This is a genomic window from Aurantimonas aggregata (assembly GCF_010500835.1).
Lineage (GTDB): Bacteria > Pseudomonadota > Alphaproteobacteria > Rhizobiales > Rhizobiaceae > Aurantimonas > Aurantimonas aggregata.
The window spans coordinates 276,346-294,207 of record NZ_JAAAMJ010000002.1 but is presented as its reverse complement, the minus strand read 5'-3'; the positions used below and the strand labels follow the sequence as shown (position 1 = coordinate 294,207).

Annotated in this window: 17 protein-coding genes; 9 read left to right on the top strand and 8 right to left on the bottom strand. The window is 69.0% G+C overall.

Going from position 1 to position 17,862, the window contains the following annotated elements; genetic code table 11:
• Position 1: 1 nt before the first annotated feature.
• Genes GTW51_RS05670 through xylF form a run of 4 tightly spaced genes read right to left on the bottom strand, consistent with a single transcriptional unit; the run spans position 2 to position 3,378 of the window.
• On the bottom strand, positions 2-826 hold the full coding sequence (locus GTW51_RS05670; protein ID WP_246232699.1) for an ATP-binding cassette domain-containing protein: 825 nt from the start codon (positions 824-826) through the stop codon (positions 2-4).
• Between the two features lie 8 nt (positions 827-834).
• Positions 835-2,148, bottom strand: coding sequence for a sugar ABC transporter permease (locus GTW51_RS05665; RefSeq protein WP_163042921.1), 1,314 nt, complete (start codon positions 2,146-2,148; stop codon positions 835-837).
• A 19-nt stretch (positions 2,149-2,167) separates the two neighbouring features.
• Positions 2,168-2,323, bottom strand: a complete 156-nt coding sequence (locus tag GTW51_RS05660) for a hypothetical protein (protein WP_163042920.1) — start codon at positions 2,321-2,323, stop codon at positions 2,168-2,170.
• A gap of 11 nt (positions 2,324-2,334) precedes the next feature.
• Positions 2,335-3,378 carry a D-xylose ABC transporter substrate-binding protein gene (gene xylF / locus GTW51_RS05655; RefSeq protein WP_163042919.1) on the bottom strand — a complete coding sequence of 348 codons (1,044 nt, stop codon included), beginning with the start codon at positions 3,376-3,378 and terminating at the stop codon, positions 2,335-2,337.
• 184 nt (positions 3,379-3,562) lie between these two features.
• On the opposite strand from xylF, the gene GTW51_RS05650 reads away from it, so the two are divergent.
• The 5 genes from GTW51_RS05650 (at position 3,563) to GTW51_RS05630 (ending at position 11,093) form a co-directional block, all read left to right on the top strand.
• Positions 3,563-4,780 (top strand): ROK family protein, encoded by a 1,218-nt coding sequence (locus GTW51_RS05650; protein WP_163042918.1) that lies wholly within the window; start codon positions 3,563-3,565, stop codon positions 4,778-4,780.
• A complete protein-coding gene (locus GTW51_RS05645; RefSeq protein ID WP_163042917.1) occupies positions 4,780-6,189 on the top strand; it encodes a di-heme oxidoredictase family protein in 1,410 nt (469 codons plus the stop codon). The genes GTW51_RS05650 and GTW51_RS05645 overlap by 1 nt, the downstream gene beginning before the upstream one ends.
• A 263-nt stretch (positions 6,190-6,452) precedes the next feature.
• Complete coding sequence (locus tag GTW51_RS05640; RefSeq protein WP_163042916.1) at positions 6,453-8,213, top strand: CRTAC1 family protein; 1,761 nt, start codon at positions 6,453-6,455, stop codon at positions 8,211-8,213.
• Positions 8,214-8,466: 253 nt separating this feature from the next.
• Entirely contained in the window at positions 8,467-10,332 is a 1,866-nt protein-coding gene (gene mdoH, locus GTW51_RS05635; RefSeq protein WP_163042915.1) for a glucans biosynthesis glucosyltransferase MdoH, read from the top strand.
• Complete coding sequence (locus GTW51_RS05630) at positions 10,332-11,093, top strand: FkbM family methyltransferase (protein ID WP_163042914.1); 762 nt, start codon at positions 10,332-10,334, stop codon at positions 11,091-11,093. Before mdoH ends, GTW51_RS05630 begins: the two co-directional genes overlap by 1 nt.
• 13 nt (positions 11,094-11,106) lie before the next feature.
• On the opposite strand, the gene ribA is transcribed toward GTW51_RS05630, so the two are convergent.
• Positions 11,107-12,240: a GTP cyclohydrolase II RibA gene (gene ribA, locus GTW51_RS05625; RefSeq protein WP_343033919.1), complete on the bottom strand. Its 1,134-nt coding sequence runs from the start codon at positions 12,238-12,240 to the stop codon at positions 11,107-11,109.
• Between the two features lie 304 nt (positions 12,241-12,544).
• On the opposite strand from ribA, the gene GTW51_RS05620 reads away from it, so the two are divergent.
• The 4 genes from GTW51_RS05620 to GTW51_RS05605 are packed head-to-tail and all read left to right on the top strand — an operon-like array spanning position 12,545 to position 15,756.
• Positions 12,545-13,516 carry a zinc-dependent alcohol dehydrogenase gene (locus tag GTW51_RS05620; RefSeq protein ID WP_163042913.1) on the top strand — a complete coding sequence of 324 codons (972 nt, stop codon included), beginning with the start codon at positions 12,545-12,547 and terminating at the stop codon, positions 13,514-13,516.
• A gap of 16 nt (positions 13,517-13,532) precedes the next feature.
• Positions 13,533-13,931 carry a 6-pyruvoyl trahydropterin synthase family protein gene (locus GTW51_RS05615; protein WP_163042912.1) on the top strand — a complete coding sequence of 133 codons (399 nt, stop codon included), beginning with the start codon at positions 13,533-13,535 and terminating at the stop codon, positions 13,929-13,931.
• Positions 13,928-14,974 carry a glycosyltransferase family 4 protein gene (locus tag GTW51_RS05610; RefSeq protein WP_163042911.1) on the top strand — a complete coding sequence of 349 codons (1,047 nt, stop codon included), beginning with the start codon at positions 13,928-13,930 and terminating at the stop codon, positions 14,972-14,974. The genes GTW51_RS05615 and GTW51_RS05610 overlap by 4 nt, the downstream gene beginning before the upstream one ends.
• Positions 14,971-15,756, top strand: a complete 786-nt coding sequence (locus GTW51_RS05605; protein ID WP_163042910.1) for a class I SAM-dependent methyltransferase — start codon at positions 14,971-14,973, stop codon at positions 15,754-15,756. Before GTW51_RS05610 ends, GTW51_RS05605 begins: the two co-directional genes overlap by 4 nt.
• A 3-nt stretch (positions 15,757-15,759) precedes the next feature.
• On the opposite strand, the gene GTW51_RS05600 is transcribed toward GTW51_RS05605, so the two are convergent.
• The 3 genes from GTW51_RS05600 to GTW51_RS05590 form a co-directional block, all read right to left on the bottom strand.
• Complete coding sequence (locus GTW51_RS05600) at positions 15,760-16,299, bottom strand: cytochrome b (RefSeq protein WP_163042909.1); 540 nt, start codon at positions 16,297-16,299, stop codon at positions 15,760-15,762.
• Positions 16,300-16,378: 79 nt separating this feature from the next.
• The gene (locus tag GTW51_RS05595) at positions 16,379-17,320 is read right to left on the bottom strand and encodes a ribokinase (RefSeq protein ID WP_246232670.1); all 942 of its coding nucleotides are present in this window, start codon (positions 17,318-17,320) and stop codon (positions 16,379-16,381) included.
• A 7-nt stretch (positions 17,321-17,327) separates the two neighbouring features.
• Positions 17,328-17,810, bottom strand: a complete 483-nt coding sequence (locus GTW51_RS05590; protein WP_163042908.1) for a cupin domain-containing protein — start codon at positions 17,808-17,810, stop codon at positions 17,328-17,330.
• Positions 17,811-17,862 lie beyond the last annotated feature (52 nt).

Below are 17,862 nucleotides of genomic sequence, written 5' to 3'. Positions count from 1 at the left end.
TTCAGTCCGTCATCGCGCCGGGGCCGGGCGTTGCGCCGGGCGGGCACTTGCCGAGGATGATCATGCCGAGGACCTCGTCCTTGGTGACGTCGCCGGTCTTGGCGCCGCCGACAACCTGGCCGTTCTTCATCACCACGACGCGGTCCGCGAGGTCGAAGACGTCGTGGATGTCGTGACTGATCAGGAAGATGCCGATGTCTTCCTTCTTCAGCTCCTTGATCAGCTCGCCGACCTGCGCGGTCTCCTGCGGTCCGAGCGCGGCGGTCGGCTCGTCCATGATCAGGATCTTGGCGTTGAACAGGATCGCGCGGGCAATTGCGACCGACTGGCGCTGGCCGCCGGACAGCGCCTTCACCGGCTCCTTGAAGCGGCGGAAGTTCGGGTTCAGCCGGCCCATCACCTTGCGGGCCTCGGCCTCCATCGCGCCGTCGTCGAGCGTGCCCCAGGGAGTGAGGATCTCGCGGCCGAGGAAGAGATTCGCCGCCGCGTCGACATTGTCGGCCAGCGCCAGCGTCTGGTAGATCGTCTCGATGCCGTAGGCCTTGGCGTCGCGCGGATTGCCGATCGCGGCGGCCTCGCCGCGCACGAAGATCTCGCCGCTGTCGCGCTTGTAGGCGCCCGACAGGATCTTGATCAGTGTCGACTTGCCGGCGCCGTTGTGGCCGAGCAGGGCGACGACCTCGCCCGGATAGAGATCGAGCGAGGCGTTCTCGACGGCATGGATGCCGCCGAACGAGATCGAGATGTCCTTCAGTTCGACCAGCGGCGCGCCGCTGCGATCGACCGTATCGACATGGCCGGGACCGTGATCGGTGATGGCCTCCATCGTCGTGCTCATGCGGCCCTCCTGCGATAGACGGTATCGATCCACACCGCGACGACGAGGACGACGCCGACGACGATCGACTGCAGCGGCGAGTCGACGCCGAGCAGCACCATGCCCGACTGCAGCGACTGCATCACCAGCGCGCCGAGCATGGCGCCGATGATCGTGCCGGCGCCGCCGGCAAGCGAGGTGCCGCCGATGACCGCGGCGGCAATGACGTAGAGCTCGTCCAGCGTGCCGAGCGCGTTGGTGGCGGCGTTGAGGCGGGCGGTGGAGATCGCCGCGCCGAGGGCGGCGAGGGCGCCCATCAGCATGAACACCTTCATCAGCACCCAGCGGGTGTTGATGCCGGCGAGTTCGGCGGCTTCCGGGTTGCCGCCGATGGCGAAGACGTAGCGCCCAAAGCGCGTGCGGCGGGCGACGAAGGTCATGACGATGCCGACGACGATGGCGATCAGCACCGGCACGGCGACGCCGTAGCCGATCTGCAGGCCGCCTTCGGGCGCTTCGATGCCCTGCGCCTCGGCATAGCGGCGGGCGATCGCCGACGGCCAGTGATAGCTGTTGAGGATCCAGGCGGCGCCGAGGATCGCGGCGAAGGCGATGATCGCCATGGCGGCCTCGGCCCAGACCGGCCGGAGCGGGAAGCCGTAGCCATGCCGGCGGCGGCGGGCCATGACCAGCGACACCGCAACGGCGACGCAGGCGACGATCGCCAGGATCCACGTCCAGGTCTCGCCGAGCGAGCCGGTCGCGCCGCCACCCATCAGCCGGAACGTGTCGTCGAGCGGTGCGACGGTGCGACCCGAGGTTAGCCACCAGGCGCCGCCGCGCCACACCAGCAGTCCGCCCAGCGTCACGATGAAGGCCGGTACGCCGAGAAAGGCGATGACATAGCCCTGCAGGCCGCCGATCACGATGCCGATGGCGACGCCGACGGCGAGCGTGATGATCCAGCTGAACGGGCTGTTGAATCCGAGCAGGCCGGGCAGGATATCGACCTGCAGCGCGGCCATGGCCATGCCGGTGAAGCCGAGGATGGAGCCGACCGAAAGGTCGATGTTGCGGGTGACGATGACCAGCACCATGCCGGTTGCCATCACCGCAATCGAGGCGGTCTGGACGGTCAGGTTCCAGAGATTGCGCGGCGTCAGGAAGATGCCGCCGGACAGGATGTGGAAGACCACCCAGATGACCAGCAGCGCCCCGACCATGCCCAGCATGCGGGTATCGATTTCCGTGGCGCGGATGAAGCCGCCGAGGCCGCCGTCGCTCTTGGCGCCGCCGGCGGTGGCCGCGGGTCCGGTTGTCGCTTGGCTCATGACCGCCTCCCTGGCGGAGCTACGCGGCATTTCCGGCTTCCACCGTGGGATGCCGCATGCTCGGCTCGTTTGTTGTTGGTGCGACGCTATCGGGATCGATGCCGCCCGTCACGTCCGGACCGCAGGTTTCCGACACGCAGACGGCGGCCGCCCGGAAGCGGCCGCCTTTCAGCATTTATCGTTCGATCAGCCGCAGGCCGGGACCGACGCGGCGTCGGCACCCTGGCAGACCACGTCCTTCGACACCCAGCCGGCGTCGATGATGGTGCCGAGGTTTTCCTGCGTGATGGCCATCGGCGTCAGGAAGATCGACTGCATCTCGACGCCGTTCGGCCCGTCGCTGAAGGTTTCGACGCCCTCGATCTCGCTCATTTCGGCGCCGTCGGCGAGCTCGATGGCGATTTCCGCGGCGCGCTTGCCGAGCTCGCGGGAATCCTTCCAGACCGACACGGTCTGGGTGCCGCGGGCGATGCGGTTCAGCGCGGCGAAGTCGGCGTCCTGGCCGGAGACCGGTACCGAACCGGCAAGACCCTGAGCTTCGAGCGCCGCGATGGCGCCGCCGGCCGTGCCGTCATTCGAGGCGACGACCGCGTCGACCTCGTTGTTGTTGGCGGTCAGGATCTGTTCCATGTTCTGCTGGGCGTTGGCCGGGAGCCAGCCGTCCGTGTAGCTCTCGCCGACATTCTTGATCTTGCCGGAATCGATGGCGTCCTTGAGGACTTCCATCTGGCCCGAGAACAGGAAATCGGCGTTGGGATCGGCGGCGGAGCCCTTGATGAAGGCGTAGTTGCCTTCCGGCGCGACCTTCAGCACCTCTTGCGCCTGGATGCGCCCGACTTCCTTGTTGTCGAAGGTGATGTAGAAGGCTTCCGGGTTCTCGATCAGCCGGTCGTAGCCGACCACCGGGATGCCGTTGTTGGCCGCAGCCTCGACGGCCGGTCCGATGGCGTCGGAATCCTGCGCCAGGATGATCAGCGCGTCGGCGCCCTGGCTGATCAGCGATTCGACGTCGGTGAGCTGCTTGGCAGCCGAGGACTGGGCGTCGGCCGAGATGTAGGTGGCGCCGGCGGCCTCGAGTGCTTCCTTGATGGCAGCCTCGTCGGTCTTCCAACGCTCTTCCTGGAAGTTCGACCAGGATACGCCGACCGTCTTGCCGTCTTGGGCGGACGCGGATCCGACGACAGCCAGCGAGAACACCGCGCTGGCAAGCGCGAGCTTCAGATTCTTCATGGATTTTCCTCCCGGCGCTCAAGCGCCCGATCGTTCGACGACGGCCCGTTCTCCCGGCCGATCGAGACTTTTTCCAAGCCTCGGAAAAAATGGTGACAGCAAATCTCATCCGTGTCAACGTGGCGATCACAGGCCTTGGTTACCCGCCGGGAGAGCGGGCCCAGGGTGGGAGGAAACGCCGCCAATGCTGGCCAAGACCGATGCCGACGACGTGCGCGCCCATAATCGCCACGCCGTCATCGACCACCTGAGACGCACCCCCATCTCGACCCGCAAGGCGGTGAGCGAAGCGACCGGGCTTTCGGTTTCCGCCGCCTCGGCGATCGCCACGGCGCTGCTGCGCGCCGGCATCCTCGAAGAGGTCGACGACGATGGCCGGGAAGCACGGCGTGGCCGGCCCGGCAAGGCGCTGACCCTGGCCGCTTCCGCCGCCAACGTGGCGATCGGCAAGGTCGCCGTCGGCGAGGTCTCGGTGCGATTCGCCAACTATGCCGGCGCTGTCCGCGGCGAGGCGCGGCGCGAATGCGACCTCTCCGATTTCGGGCGGGACGAGATCGTCGCGGTCTTGCTGGCGCTCCTGCGCGAGGCAGCCGGTGACACCCCCCGGCCGGCCTTCGGCAAGCTGATCGTCGCCGTGCAGGGCAAGACCGACAGCGGTCTGTCGCGCATTCTCTGGTCGCCAGCGCTGAAGGCGCGCAATCTCGACATCGCGGCGCCGCTTGCCGCTGCCACCGGCGCCGATGTCCAGGTCTTCAACGACTGCTCGCTGATGCCCGAGGCGTTCCGCTGGACGCCGGATTTCAGCGGCCGCGACTTCGCCACGCTGTTCATCGGTTTCGGCGTCGGCATGGGGCTGCGGCTCGGCGGCTCGACCTTCCAGGGCCAGCGCTCCTCGGCGGTCGAGTTCGGCCACATCAACCACATGCCGGGCGGCGCCCTCTGCCGCTGCGGCAATCACGGCTGCGTCGAGGCCTATGCCGGCGACTACGCCATCTGGCGGCGCGCCCATGGCCAGGCGGACGCGGTGCCGACCCGCCGCATCAGCGACGCCGACATGCATGGGCTCGCGGCGCTGGCCCGGGACGGGCAGGGCGCGGCGGCGACCGCGTTCGAGGAGGCGGGGCTCGCGATCGGCTACGGGCTAGGCCGCGTCTTCACGCTGATCGATCCGCTGCCGATCGTCTTCACCGGCTCCGGCGCCCACGCCATGGACCTGCTGGAGCCGGCGATCCGCCGCGGCATCCGCGAGAGCGCCATTGACGGCCTGGGTGCGGACACGGCCTTCTCGATCGCCGAGGATGTCGATCAGCTGATCTTCTCGGCCGCGACGGCGCATGCCCTGGCCGCGCTCGACGATCGCTTCGCCCGTTTCGCCGGAACCGAGATCGAGGAGGCCGCCTGATGCTGCGCGCTGTCGCCCTGTTGCTTGCTGCCGGTCTGGTGCTGCCCGCTCTGGCGGAGGAGCCCGCCTGGAGCGAAAAGACGATCCGCGAGCGTCTGGACCAGGCGGCCATCGCCGGGCCGATCAAGGGCGAAGCGCTCGAGGACCTGGCGCTGAAGGGCAAGGACCTGTTCGAGGCGCGCTTCACCGTGCTGGACGGCGCCGGGCGGCCGAACGCGACGCAGGCGATCGTGCCGACCGCGACGCGGCGTCCCGCCGAGCATGCCTTCCAGCGGCTCGCCGGCCCCGACGCCAATGCCTGCTCCTCCTGCCACAACGAGCCGGTGACCGGCGGCGCCGGCGGCTTCGTCGCCAATGCCTTCGTCTCGGAAGGCTTTGAGAGCGCCGAGTTCGACACGCTTGACCCGCAATTTTCAAACGAGCGCGGCACCAACCACCTGTTCGGCGCCGGCTTGGTCGAGCTGCTGGCGCGCGAGATGACCGTCGAGCTTCGTGCCGGACGGGCGGACGCCCTGCGCCGCGCCCGCGCTTCTGGCGAACCGGTGCGGGTCGAACTTGTCGCCAAGGGCGTCGATTTCGGGCGCATCACCGCGCAGCCGGACGGCTCGGTGGACCTTGCCGAACTCGATGGGGTGGATGCGGACCTCGTCATCCGCCCGTTCACTCAGAAGGGCGTGATGACCTCGCTGCGCCAGTTCACCGTCAACGCGCTGAACCAGCATCACGGCATCCAGCCCGACGAGCGATGGGGCACGCGCTGGACCGGCACCGCCGATTTCGACGGCGACGGCTACAGTGACGAGATCGGCGCCGGCGAGGTGTCGGCGATGGTGGCGTTCCAGGCGACGCTGCCGCCGCCGATTGAGGCTGCGCCCGACGATCCGGCCTGGCGGGAAGCTGCGAAGCGGGGTCGCGTCGTCTTCGCCGATCTCGGCTGCGAGACCTGCCACCGTCCGGCGCTCCCCTTGAAGAGCCTTGCTTTCCAGGATCCGGGCCCGGTCGATCTCGCCGGCACGCTGCGCCAGGGCGACGTCGAGACGCCGGCCGTCTACGATCTGGCGACGCTCGAATGGGCGGCGCGGCTACCGCGCAACGCCGCGGGCGAGGTGCTGGTGCCGCTGTTCGGCGACCTCAAGCGCCATCGCATCGCCGATACGCGCACCGCCGCCCTCGGAAACGAAACGCTCGCCCAGCGCTTCGTCGAGCGCGACGTGTTCATGACCGCCGAGCTCTGGGGCCTTGCCGACACCGCACCCTACGGCCATCGCGGCGACGTCACGACGCTCGACGAGGTGATCCGCGCCCACGGCGGCGCGGCGGACAAGAGTGCTTCCGGCTATCGCGACCTGCCGGAGGCCGACCGCTCGGCGCTGATCGCATGGCTGAAGACGCTGTCGGTGGGGGAGTGAGCGGGATGGTTGCGACGAAACGCAGCTCAGTTTTGCGCATTAGCACCCCCCTCTGTCCTGCCGGACATCTCCCCCACAAGGGGGGAGATTGGCAGCTTCGTCGCCTCGCCCTCTTCTGCAAACGCCCCGGCGCTCCCGGTGCCGTAGAAAGCGAAACGGCTTTGAGGGGCCGCCAAAATCCTGCTGCGGAGAGTGCCAAGGATCCACGAACGAGAAAGAAGCGCGGCCTTGGCGGCAGGCTGATCTCCCCCCTTGTGGGGGAGATGCCCGGCAGGGCAGAGGGGGGTAGGTCGAACCCGCCTTTCGGACCGATTGGGTTCGCCGCGCAACTCCTCCCGCGCCTGGTCCTAGCAACACTATTCGCCCTGACCGCCATCGCGCCCCAAGCCACAGCCCAGGCCGAAACCGCACCCGGCTTCGCCGCCGACACGCCGCTCTTCCACGAAGAGGCGAAGGCGGCCGGCATCGAGCATGTCTATGGCGGGCCGTGGGAGTTCTTCGTCGGCGGGGGTGGGGCTGTCTTCGACTGCAACGGCGACCGCTTCCCCGACCTGTTCCTCGCCGGCGGCGAGGGGGAAAGCGGCTTCTACGCGAACCGGTCACAGGCCGGCGGCGCGCTCGCCTTCGAGAAACTGCCGCAGCCGATCGACCCGAAGGACCTCGCGAACGTCACCGGCGCCTATCCGCTGGACATCGACCAGGACGGGTTCGAAGACCTCGTTCTGCTCCGGGTCGGGGCGAACATCCTCCTCAAGGGTGGCCCCGACTGCCGCTTCGAGAAGGCGAACTTTGCCTGGGGCTTCGAGGGCGGCCGAGCCTGGACGACGGCGTTCTCGGCGATCTTCGAGCCCGGCGCATCCTTCCCGACGCTCGCCTTCGGCAACTACGTCGATCGCGCCGCGCCGGGCTCGCCCTGGGGCACCTGCGCCGACAATGTGCTGATCCGCCCGCGAGCGGGCGCGACGGACGCTCCCGATTATTCCGAGCCTCTGGCGCTGTCGCCCGGCTACTGCGCCCTGTCGATGCTGTTCACCGACTGGAACCGCTCCGGTGAGCCGGCGCTGCGCATCACCAACGACCGGCAATATTATCGCGGCGGCGCCGAGCAGCTCTGGCGGCTGGAGCCGGACCGCGCGCCGCGCCCCTACCGCAAGGCGGACGGCTGGCAGCACCTGTCGATCTGGGGCATGGGCATCGCCGAGGGCGACGTGGACGGCGACGGCACGCCCGAATACGCGCTGACCTCGATGGGCGATACCAAGCTGCAGTTCCTCGACCGCGAGTTCGAGGACGCGCCGACCTATCGCGACGAGGCCTTCGACCGCGGTGCGACGGCCCACCGCCCCTATGTCGAGGATCAGGGCAAGCCCTCCACCGGCTGGCACGCCGAGTTCGCCGATTTCAACAACGACACCGCGCTCGACCTGTTCATCGCCAAGGGCAATGTCGAGGCGATGCCGGATTTCGCCGCCTTCGACCCCGACAACCTCCTGATGGGCGGTTTCGACGGCCACTTCACCGAACGCGGCGAGGCGGCCGGCCTGGCGCTCGACACCAAGGGGCGCGGCGCGCTGGTCGCCGACTACAATCTCGACGGCGCGCTCGACCTGCTCGTGGTCAATCGCGGCCAGAAGGCGAGCCTCTTGCGCAACCGCGGCGCCGCGTCCGCTTTCGGGACGCGGCCGCTCGGCAACTTCCTCGAAGTCTCGCTCTCGCAGAAGGGCGCCAACCGCACAGCACTCGGGGCCAAGCTGGCGGTGAAGATCGGCACCAGGACGCTCTACCGCACGATCCAGGTCGGCGGCGGCCATGCTTCCGGTCGTTCCGGATTCGTGCATCTCGGCCTCGGCACGGCCGAGCGCGCCGAAATTCGGGTGCAATGGCCGGACGGGGCGTGGAGCCACCCCTACCGGGTCTTCGCCGACAGCTTCGTGCTGATCGAGCGCGACGCGCCGGCCGCCCGCTACTGGTACCCGGATGCCGAACGCCCCGCTTTCGGAAGCAACGAGGCAGCAGCACGCTGAGTCGCTCCCAGCCGGGGCGGGTCAATCTGCCGCGGTGTCTTGCTCAATGCCCGCATTTCTGCGGTCCTTACGGAAAAGTGAGGACTGCGGCGAGGCAACCGACCCTCTCCGCAGGACTTTGGGTCTCTAGCTAGTTGTCCCGGGCGCTGTTCGGCGTCGGGCGGTCCGCGTCGGCGCCGTCCCCAAGGCCATCATCGAAAAGGAAGTATCCGTGTTGCGAGTCCCGTCGGCAGACGACGAACTGTCATTGCCCATGACGAAAGACCTGGAACGTGCTGCCCGTCCGCCGGAGCCCGCAGGGCTGCCTGTCGCCGTGCGTCGGCTGATCGTGCTCGTCCTCAATCTCGTGACGCTCGTAGCGCTGGCTGCCGGCGTGGTGACGCTGCTCAGCGCCGATGGCGTCATCGACGGTGCCGAATGGGTCATGCTGGTCGGCTTCATGCTGGCGACGCCGTGGACGGTGCTGGGTTTCTGGAATGCCGTCATCGGCCTCGTCCTGATGCACGGGCCGGCCGATCCGGCACGCAGCGTCTATCCGTATTTCTCGGCCGGGCCGGTCGGCCGCGTTCGCCACCTTCATAGCCGCACTGCGCTGACGGTGTTCCTCCGCAACGAGGACCCGCGCCCGATCTTCGAGCGGATCGAGGCAATGCGCATCAGCCTCGAGCGCACCGGGCTCCGCGAGCATTTCCGCTTCTTCGTTCTCAGCGACACCAGCGAGCCAAAGATCGCCCTGGCGGAGGAGGCCGAGTTCAGGCGCTTCGCAACGGTGTTTGCAGACGACGATCCGATGCGCCCGGTCTATCGCCGCCGCGCCAAGAATGTCGGCTTCAAGGCCGGCAACGTCCGCGATTTCCTCGAGCACCACGGCGACGCTTTCGACTTCTACCTGCCGCTGGACTCAGACAGCGTGATGTCCGGCGACGTCATGTCCCGGCTGGTCGCGACGATGGAGGCCAACCCGCGCTTCGGCATCCTGCAGAGCCTTGTCGTCGGCACGCCCGCGACCAGCGGCTTTGCGCGCATCTTCCAGTTCGGCATGCGCCACGGCATGCGCTCCTTCACCATGGGCGCCAGTTGGTGGACCGCCGATTGCGGCTCCTACTGGGGCCACAACGCGGTCATCCGCACGCGGGCCTTCCGCGACCATTGCGAGTTGCCGATCCTGCCGGGACGGGCGCCGCTCGGCGGCCACGTGCTCAGCCATGACCAGCTCGAGGCGGTGCTGATGCGGCGCGCCGGCTACGAAGTCCGGATCGTGCCGGTCGAGACGCAGAGCTACGAGACCAGCCCGCCGACGCTGCCGGAGTTCGCCAAGCGGGACCTTCGCTGGTGCCAGGGCAACATGCAGTACTGGCGCTTCCTGCGTGCATCGGGGCTGATGGCCATCAGCCGTTTCCAGATCCTGCAGGCGATCCTGATGTACATGGCCCCGCCCGCCTGGATCGCGATGACCATCGCCGCGACCGTCAAGGGCGTGACCGGCACGTTCGATCCGGCCTATCTCCAGCTCGGCCTCGGCCTGTTCCTGACCATCTTCGTCCTGTCGATCGCGCCGAAGATTGCGGGCGTTATCGACGTGCTGGCGACGCGCGGCGCCGTTCGAGCCTATGGCGGGCCGATCCGCTTCCTCGCCTCGGCGCTGATCGAGATCCCGGTGTCGATGCTGATGGCGCCGATCGTCGCCGTCTATGTCTCGCTCTTCCTCGTCGGCCTGCCGTTCGGACGCTCGGTGACGTGGAGCGGCCAGAATCGCGACAAGCTCGGTGTCGGCTGGACGTCGGCGTTCAAGGCCATGTGGCCGCAGACGCTGCTCGGCTTCGCCATGGCGGCGGTGCTCTTTGCGGCCAGCCCGGTGGCGCTGCTCTGGGGCGCGCCGTTCGTCGCCGGTCTCTGCCTCGCCGTACCGTTCACCGTCATCACCGCCTCGCCGGGCTTCGGGCGGATCGTCGCGCGGGCAGGTCTCTTCGCGACGCCGGAGGAATCCATTCTGCCGCGGCTGCTGCGCGGGCTGATCCCGATCGAGGCGCGGCCGTGGCGCGGGGTCGAGGGACGCACCTCGCCGCTGCTGCCGGCAGCCGTACCGCTCGCCGCCGAAGCTGAAGCCGGTCGTCGCTGATGCGCTTCGGTACGGAGTTTCGTGGCTGGCTCGGGATCCTGAGGAGCCTGCGCGTCTATCACGGTGATCGCAGCCATCACGATGGGCTGACGCGGCTTTACCAGCCGTTTCTCTCGCCCGGCGACCTTGCCTTCGATATCGGCGCCCATGTCGGCGACCGGATCAGGGTCATGCGGCAGCTCGGCGCCCGTGTCGTCGCGATCGAGCCGCAGCCGCGGCCGGCGCGCCTCTTGCGGGCGCTGTTCGGCCGCGATTCGTCGGTGACAATCCTTCAGGCCGCGGTGGATGCCGCGCCTGGCATCCTCGAACTGCGCATCAACGGGGCCAACCCGACCGTGTCGACGGCCTCGACCCAGATGGTCACGGCGGCGGCGGGACACGAAAGCTGGGGCAGCGAAGTCTGGAACGAGACCGTCAGGGTCGAGGCGACGACCATCGATCGCCTGATCGTCGCCCATGGCGAGCCGGCCTTCATCAAGATCGACGTCGAGGGGCTGGAGGATCGCGTGCTGGCCGGGCTCAGCCGGCCGGTGAGGGTTCTGTCCTTCGAGTTCACCACGCTGCAGCGGGACGTGGCGCTGCGCAGTCTCGCGCGCGCCGGCGACCTTGGCTATCGGCGTTTCAACATCTCGCTCGGCGAGACCCACGAAATGGTCTTCGACGAGCCGTGTTCGTGGGAAGCAATCCGCGACAAGCTGCGCGACCTACCCGACGCCGCGAATTCCGGCGACGTCTACTGCTTCCGCGACAACGGGGCGTGAGCCCGGCGGCGGTTCATCCCTCGAACAACTGGTCGAGCATGTGGCCGCCGCGGCGCGACTTGGTCCGCAGATAGCCGGTGTTCTGGGCCGTCAGCGGCCCGAGCACCGGCGTGCGCGAGACGACGTCGATGCCGCAGGCTCGCAGATACGCGACCTTCAGCGGATTGTTGGTCAACAGGTCGACGCGGTTGATGTCGAGGCCGGACAGCATGGCCGCGGCCGCCTCATAGCGCCGTTCATCGGCGCCGAAACCCAGCTGCGCGTCGGCGTCGATCGTGTCCAGCCCTTCGCCCTGCATCCCGTAGGCGCGCATCTTCGCAGCGATCCCGGTGCCGCGGCCTTCCTGGTCGAGATAGATCAGCACGCCGCCGCCGCGTTCCTCGAGCGTCTTCAGGCCGCCGCGCAGCTGGTCGCCGCAGTCGCATTTGAGCGAACCGAAGAGATCGCCGGTGATGCAGGACGAGTGGACCCGTACCGGTACCGGCCGGCTGCGATCGGGATCGCCGACGACGATCGCCACCTGGTCGCGCTGCGCCAGGCCGCCGCGGAAGATCACGAACTCCGCCGACTCGATGCCCTTCAACGGCACCTCGGTTCGCGCCACGACCTCGAACCGCCCGAGATTTGCAAGATTGGCGGCGTCGAGATCGCCGAGCTCGAGCGAGACGGCGTCGGCGAAAGCCGGGTTGTCCGCCGTGACCCGGCCGCAGACGACGGCCGGGAGCAGCAGCGCCAGCCGGGCGGCCAAAGCGGCTTCGGACTCCAGCGGGCCACCCTCCCGCCAGTCGCGCAGCCGGAAGGCGCCGCGCAAATAGCCCAGATGGCAGGCCTCTGCAAAACCGATGCCGCCGAGCGGCAACAACGCACCGGTCGGCGCGGTCAGGCCAAGGACGGCCGCGCGCGTCGGCGTCAGAAACAGGTCGTGACGGTCGCCGAGCGCCGCCCCGAACGCCTCGTAGGCGGCTCGATCGGCGGCATCGAGGGCGAGCGCGGCCAGCGTCGCGCCGTCGTTCCCGCGGATCAGCACCGGCCGGCCATAACGCAGCTCCGCTGCTGCCCGCTCGCAGCGGATGGCTGCCGTCGACCCGCCAGCCGGCAGCAGCGCCGGCGTTGCGGCGGTCTTCGCGTTGATCATCATGTTGCCCATGGCCCGTCCTCGCCCGTACTCACGCATGCATGTTGGGTCCGCCGACGCGCATGCCAGCAGCCTGAGGAAGAAACATCGTCTTCGATCCGAAAACGGCGAGAGGCGAAGCGCCGCGTTGACGCAGATGTGCAAAGCCACAGTTTCATCGCCGAACCCCCCGCGCGCCTTGCGCCCTCCCGCCGGATTAGCCGTTGCAATACAATCGCCTACCATCCCCGATGACGACACGCTGTCCGAGACTGGCGACCCGCAGCGGGCGCTCGTGCGCCGACGTTCGGGCCCTCGTGACGCTCTGCGAGGCCCGATGACGACACTTTGTCGCGCTCTGTGGCTGGAAGGCGAGAATGATGCAGCGCTCAGGGACAGTCCGCTGCCGGCCGTTGCCGACGGCGACCTGCGCATCGAGAGCCGCTTCGGCGCGATCAGCCGCGGTACCGAGGCGCTGGTCGCGGCCGGACGCGTGCCGGAGAGCGAATACGAGCGAATGCGGGCGCCGTTCCAGGAGGGCGATTTCCCCTTCCCGGTTAAATACGGCTATGCGGTCGTCGGCGAAATCGTCGAAGGACCGGCGGAAAGGATCGGCGAGACCGTCTTCTGCCTCTATCCGCACCAGGACCGCTTCTCGGTTCCCGCGGAGGCCGCCGTCCCCATCCCCGCCGCGGTGCCTGCCGAACGTGCGGTGCTGGCCGCCAACATGGAAACCGCGCTCAACATCGTCTGGGACGCGAAGATCGGGCCCGGCGACCGGGTGGCGGTGGTCGGCGGCGGTCTGGTCGGCATGCTGGTCGGTAGCCTCGCGGCCCGCATCCCCGCCTGTGGGGTCACCATCGTCGACCGCGATGGCGGTCGGGCCGAGACCGCCGCCGCGCTCAGCTGCAGCTTTGCCGCGCCAGGCGACGCACCGACCGAATGCGACGTGGTGATCCACGCTTCGGCCAGCGAGGCGGGTCTTGCCACGGCGCTCGATTGCGCCGGCTTCGAGGCGCGGCTTGTCGAGGCGAGCTGGTATGGCGACCGAAGCGTCGCGGTGCCGCTCGGCGGCGCCTTCCACAGCCGGCGGCTCTCGATCGTCGCCTCGCAGGTCGGCCAGCTGCCGCCGGAGCGGCGGGCGCGCTGGGACTATCGCCGGCGTCTGACGGCAGCGCTCGACCTCCTCGCCGATCCCCGCCTCGACATCCTGATTTCCGGCGAGACACGTTTCTCCCATCTCGCCGCCGCCTACGCCGGGATCCTTTCCAACCCGGCAACGCTCTGCCATCGCATCCGCTATGACTGACCCGAAAGGACTGCCCATGTTCGCCGTCGAAGTTCGCGACCACATGATGATCGCCCACAGCCTGCCACGCCAGGTGTTCGGCCCGGCGCAGGGCATGCACGGCGCGACCTTCGTGGTCGACGCCGCCTTCTTCACCGAGGACATCGACGATGACGGCCTGGCCATCGATATCGGCCTCGCGACCCAGATCCTGTCCGAGACGCTGAAGCCGCTCAACTACCAGAACCTCGACGCGCTGGAGATATTCGACGGCAAGGTGACGACGACGGAGTTCCTGGCCCGGCACATCTTCCGCGAAATCGCCGGACGGATTGCGGCGGGCGCTCTCGGCACCGGCGGGCAGAAGGTCGTCCGCCTGAAGATCCAGCTGCACGAATCCCATGTCGCGCGGGCCTGGTACGAGGCCGATCTTTGACGCGACCGCTGGTCTTCGCCATCCCCGGCGATATCGAGACCCGAAGCGGCGGCTATGGCTATGACCGGCGGATGCTGGCGGAACTTTCCGGCCTCGGCTGGGACGTGACGCGTCTGCATCTGCCCGGCAGCTTTCCGGCGCCGGGCGCCGCCGACCTGAACGCGACGGCCGCCGCCCTGGCCGCGATCCCGGACCGGACGCCGGTTCTGATCGACGGGCTTGCCTTCGGAGCGATGCCCGACATTGCTCGGGCCGAGGCAGGCCGGCTCAGGCTGGTGGCGCTGGTGCACCATCCGCTGGCGCTGGAGGCCGGGCTCTCGGCCGCGCAGCGCGAGGGCCTCGAGCGCTCGGAACGGGCGGCGCTCGGCTTTGCCGAAGCGGTGGTGGTGACCAGCCCGGCCACCGCAAGTGAACTCGTCGCCAACTGGGGCGTTCCGGCCGAACGCCTCACCGTCGCGCTGCCCGGCACCGATCCGGCGCCGCGCGCCAAGGGCAGCGGCGGCGCGCCGTTGATCCTCGCCATCGGCACGCTGATCCCGCGCAAGGATCATGCGACGCTGGTCGCGGCACTCACCCTTCTGGCCGACCACGACTGGCGCTGCCGCATCGTCGGCGGCTTGGACGCCGATCCGGCAACGACCGCGGCGCTACGCGACCAGATCGCCGGCAGCGGCCTTGCCGACCGCATCGAACTCGCCGGCGCCCTGCCGGACGTAGCGCCGGCATACCGGCGCGCCGACATCTTCGCCCTCGCCAGCCGCTACGAAGGCTACGGCATGGTCTTCGCGGAGGCGATGGCCAACGGCCTGCCCATCGTCGCCTGCAGGGCCGGGGCCGTCGGCGACGTCGTCCCGGAATCCGCCGGCATCCTTGTCGCGCCGGGCGACGTCGCGGCCTTTGCCGACGCGCTCGGACGGCTGATTGCCGACCCGGCACTGCGGGCGGAGATGGCCGCCTCCTCCCATGCCGCCGGGCGGAAGCTGCCCTCGTGGCGCCAATCCGCGGCGACCCTCGCCGCCGCCCTGGAAGGAGTGGCACGATGAGCGGCTTCGAGGCACGCTGGCTGGATCTCCGGGAGCCGGCCGATATGGCCGCCAGGGATCCCGAGCTTCTGGAAGCGGCGGCGGCATATCTGTCCGCCAGGCCGAACGCGCTCGCCGTCGATCTCGGCTGCGGCACCGGCTCGACGCTGCGCACGCTCGGGCCGCTGGTCCCGGGCCTCAACTGGCGGCTGGTCGACAACGATCCCGCCCTTCTGGCCGAGGCCGAGCGGCGCCGGCCGCCGGGCAGCTCGGTCGAGACCCTGCTCGCCGATCTCGGCGATCTTGATGCGCTCGAACTGAGGCCGGCGCGGCTCGCTACCGCCTCGGCCCTGTTCGATCTTGCCTCGCGGGATTTCGTCGCGCGCCTCGCCGGGCGCCTGGCGCGCGAGGGTATCGGCCTCTATGCGGCGCTGAGCTATGACGGGACGATCGTCTTCGACGTGCCGCATGCCGAGGACGCGGCCATGGTGGCGCTGTTCAATGCGCATCAGCGCAGCGACAAGGGCCTTGGCCCGGCACTTGGCCCCGACGCCGGCGCGGCTCTGGCGGACGAGCTCGCCGGTCAGGGCCTCGATGTCCGCACAGCGTCCAGCCCCTGGCGGCTCGACGGGGGAATGTCGGGGCTGCAGACGAAGTTCGTCGAGGGCATGGCCACGGCCGTGCGCGAGACCGGCGAACTTGCCGAGGCCGCGATCGCCGCCTGGCTTGATGCGCGGCTTGCGGTGGTGGAGTCGAGTGGCTGCCGTGTCGGCCATCTCGACGTGCTGGCCTTGCCGCGATAGCCGCTAGAGCATGCGCTGCAGGGTCGGATCGCGGCGCAGCACATGGTGGTGCAGCACCCCGCCGATATGCAGCGCGAACAGGACGAGGATGCTCCAGCCGAGGAAGACGTGGATGGTCTTCAGGGTTTCCGCTGCGTCCGACTTGCCGATCGGGCTCCAGACGGTGAAGAGGCCGAACCAGTCGAGCGGAAAGCCGAAGGCGTTGGTCGTCAGGAAGCCGATGACCGGCTGGGCGATCAGCGCGACATAGAGGAGGGCATGCACCGTCGCCGCGGCGCGTTCCTGCAGGACCGGCAGCGGCGGGCCAGGTGGGGGCGGGCGCAGCAGCCGCACGGCGAGCCGGGCCAGCATCAGCCAGAGGATGAGGAAGCCGAACGATTCGTGCAGCATGTAGAAGCTGAGCTTGGCGTCCTCGTTGATGAACTTGATCACCATGCCAAGCGGCCAGACGACGATGACCAGGATCGCGACCAGCCAGTGCAGGATGCGGGAGGGAACCGGGTAGCGCCGGTCCTCGGGCAGATAGGCATCGATCGGCGTCATCGGCAGGCTCCGTGGCGGGACGGCAGACGAGCTTAACCGCAGATCGTCGCCTTGCGAAATGCCGGATTGCAGCGGCCGATCATCGCTCTGTCGCGTCGATCTCGGCGCCCGTCGGCATGGCGGACTGGGCGCCGATCTTGCGGCAGGCGAGCGAGCCGGCGATGACCGCCCTGCTTGCCGCCTGCGGGACGGCGAGACCGGTCGCGAGCCCGGCGGCGAGCACGCCGACGAAGGTGTCGCCGGCGCCGGTGGTGTCGACCACGCTCACCTTGTGTGCGGCGATCCTCTGGAGCGACGCGACGGGGTCTGCGACGACCGCGCCCTCGGCTCCTAGCGTCGCGATCACCACGATGCCATGTCGCTCCGCCAGCGCGCCGGCCTGCTCGGCGGAACTGCCTGCCGCGAGGCCCGCCAGATGAGCGGCGGCCGCGAGTTCCGTCTCGTTGACTACCAGCCAGTCGGTGAGCGCCAGCAGTTGCTCCAGCGCGGCCGCATCGAGCTGGCGCGGCACCGGCGCCAGGTTCACGACGACGCGCGCGCCACGAGCACGGGCCTTGGCCGCCGCCGCGAGGTTTTCGGCGAGCGGTGTTTCCATCTGGAGGACGAGGACGCTCCGCGCATCCAGCCTCTCGTCGTCCAGGGCTTTCGCGGTGAAACGGCCATTGGCGCCGCTGGCGACGGTGATGGCGTTTTCACCGGCGGCGTCGATGCTGATGAACGCGCAGCCGGTGCGGCCCGGCACTGTCTGGATGGCAGCGACGTCGATGCCTTCCCGAGCGAGATTCGCGGTCACCGCCCGGCCCAGCGCATCGTCGCCGACGGCGCCGACCATGGCGACGCGGCCGCCGAGCGCCCGCGCGGCGGCGACCGCCTGGTTCGCGCCCTTGCCGCCGAAGAGCTGGTCGTAGCCGGGCGCGAGCACCGTCTCGCCCGGCCGCGCGATCGTCTCGACCCGGCAGACGAGGTCGACATTCAGGGAGCCGAAAACCACGACCAGCGGCGTATTTCCTTGCCCGCTCATCACCGGATCATGCCGGATGGCGATGGATCGGGTCGATCCAAAGGACGGTCTCGGGCTTTTCGACCGGCTCGATGTCGGGGATGTTGACGACGACGGCCTCGTTGTCGGAGCGCACCAGCACGCATTCGAGCGGCGCGCCGGGGTCGGCGTTGATCTCCTGATGCGGTACGTAGGGTGGCACGAAGATGAAGTCGCCCGGCCCGGCCTCGGCGACGAATTCCAGCCGCTCGCCCCAGCGCATGCGGGCCTTGCCGCGCAGCACGAAGATGACGCTCTCCAGCGCGCCGTGATGGTGGACGCCGGTTTTGGCGTCCGGCTCGATGGTCACCGTGCCGGCCCAGATCTTCTGGGCGCCGACGCGGGCGTGGTTGATCGCCGCCTGGCGGAACATGCCGGGTGTCTGCGCGGTGTTGGGATCGAGCTGGTCGCCCTTGATGACGCGCACGCCGTCATGCTTCCAGCGGGGCTCGTCGGGATGGGGATCGGTCATCAGGCCTGTCCGCTTGTCGTGGTCGGGCAAGCTAGCGCGCTGGCCCCGACAG

Coding starts and splice junctions, on each gene's coding strand:
- GTW51_RS05670 (WP_246232699.1), bottom strand. CDS start 826: ATGGAGGCCATCACCGATCACGGTCCCGGCCATGTCGATACGGTCGAT.
- GTW51_RS05665 (WP_163042921.1), bottom strand. CDS start 2,148: ATGAGCCAAGCGACAACCGGACCCGCGGCCACCGCCGGCGGCGCCAAG.
- GTW51_RS05660 (WP_163042920.1), bottom strand. CDS start 2,323: ATGCTGAAAGGCGGCCGCTTCCGGGCGGCCGCCGTCTGCGTGTCGGAA.
- xylF (WP_163042919.1), bottom strand. CDS start 3,378: ATGAAGAATCTGAAGCTCGCGCTTGCCAGCGCGGTGTTCTCGCTGGCT.
- GTW51_RS05650 (WP_163042918.1), top strand. CDS start 3,563: ATGCTGGCCAAGACCGATGCCGACGACGTGCGCGCCCATAATCGCCAC.
- GTW51_RS05645 (WP_163042917.1), top strand. CDS start 4,780: ATGCTGCGCGCTGTCGCCCTGTTGCTTGCTGCCGGTCTGGTGCTGCCC.
- GTW51_RS05640 (WP_163042916.1), top strand. CDS start 6,453: ATGCCCGGCAGGGCAGAGGGGGGTAGGTCGAACCCGCCTTTCGGACCG.
- mdoH (WP_163042915.1), top strand. CDS start 8,467: ATGACGAAAGACCTGGAACGTGCTGCCCGTCCGCCGGAGCCCGCAGGG.
- GTW51_RS05630 (WP_163042914.1), top strand. CDS start 10,332: ATGCGCTTCGGTACGGAGTTTCGTGGCTGGCTCGGGATCCTGAGGAGC.
- ribA (WP_343033919.1), bottom strand. CDS start 12,240: ATGGGCAACATGATGATCAACGCGAAGACCGCCGCAACGCCGGCGCTG.
- GTW51_RS05620 (WP_163042913.1), top strand. CDS start 12,545: ATGACGACACTTTGTCGCGCTCTGTGGCTGGAAGGCGAGAATGATGCA.
- GTW51_RS05615 (WP_163042912.1), top strand. CDS start 13,533: ATGTTCGCCGTCGAAGTTCGCGACCACATGATGATCGCCCACAGCCTG.
- GTW51_RS05605 (WP_163042910.1), top strand. CDS start 14,971: ATGAGCGGCTTCGAGGCACGCTGGCTGGATCTCCGGGAGCCGGCCGAT.
- GTW51_RS05600 (WP_163042909.1), bottom strand. CDS start 16,299: ATGACGCCGATCGATGCCTATCTGCCCGAGGACCGGCGCTACCCGGTT.
- GTW51_RS05595 (WP_246232670.1), bottom strand. CDS start 17,320: ATGAGCGGGCAAGGAAATACGCCGCTGGTCGTGGTTTTCGGCTCCCTG.
- GTW51_RS05590 (WP_163042908.1), bottom strand. CDS start 17,810: ATGACCGATCCCCATCCCGACGAGCCCCGCTGGAAGCATGACGGCGTG.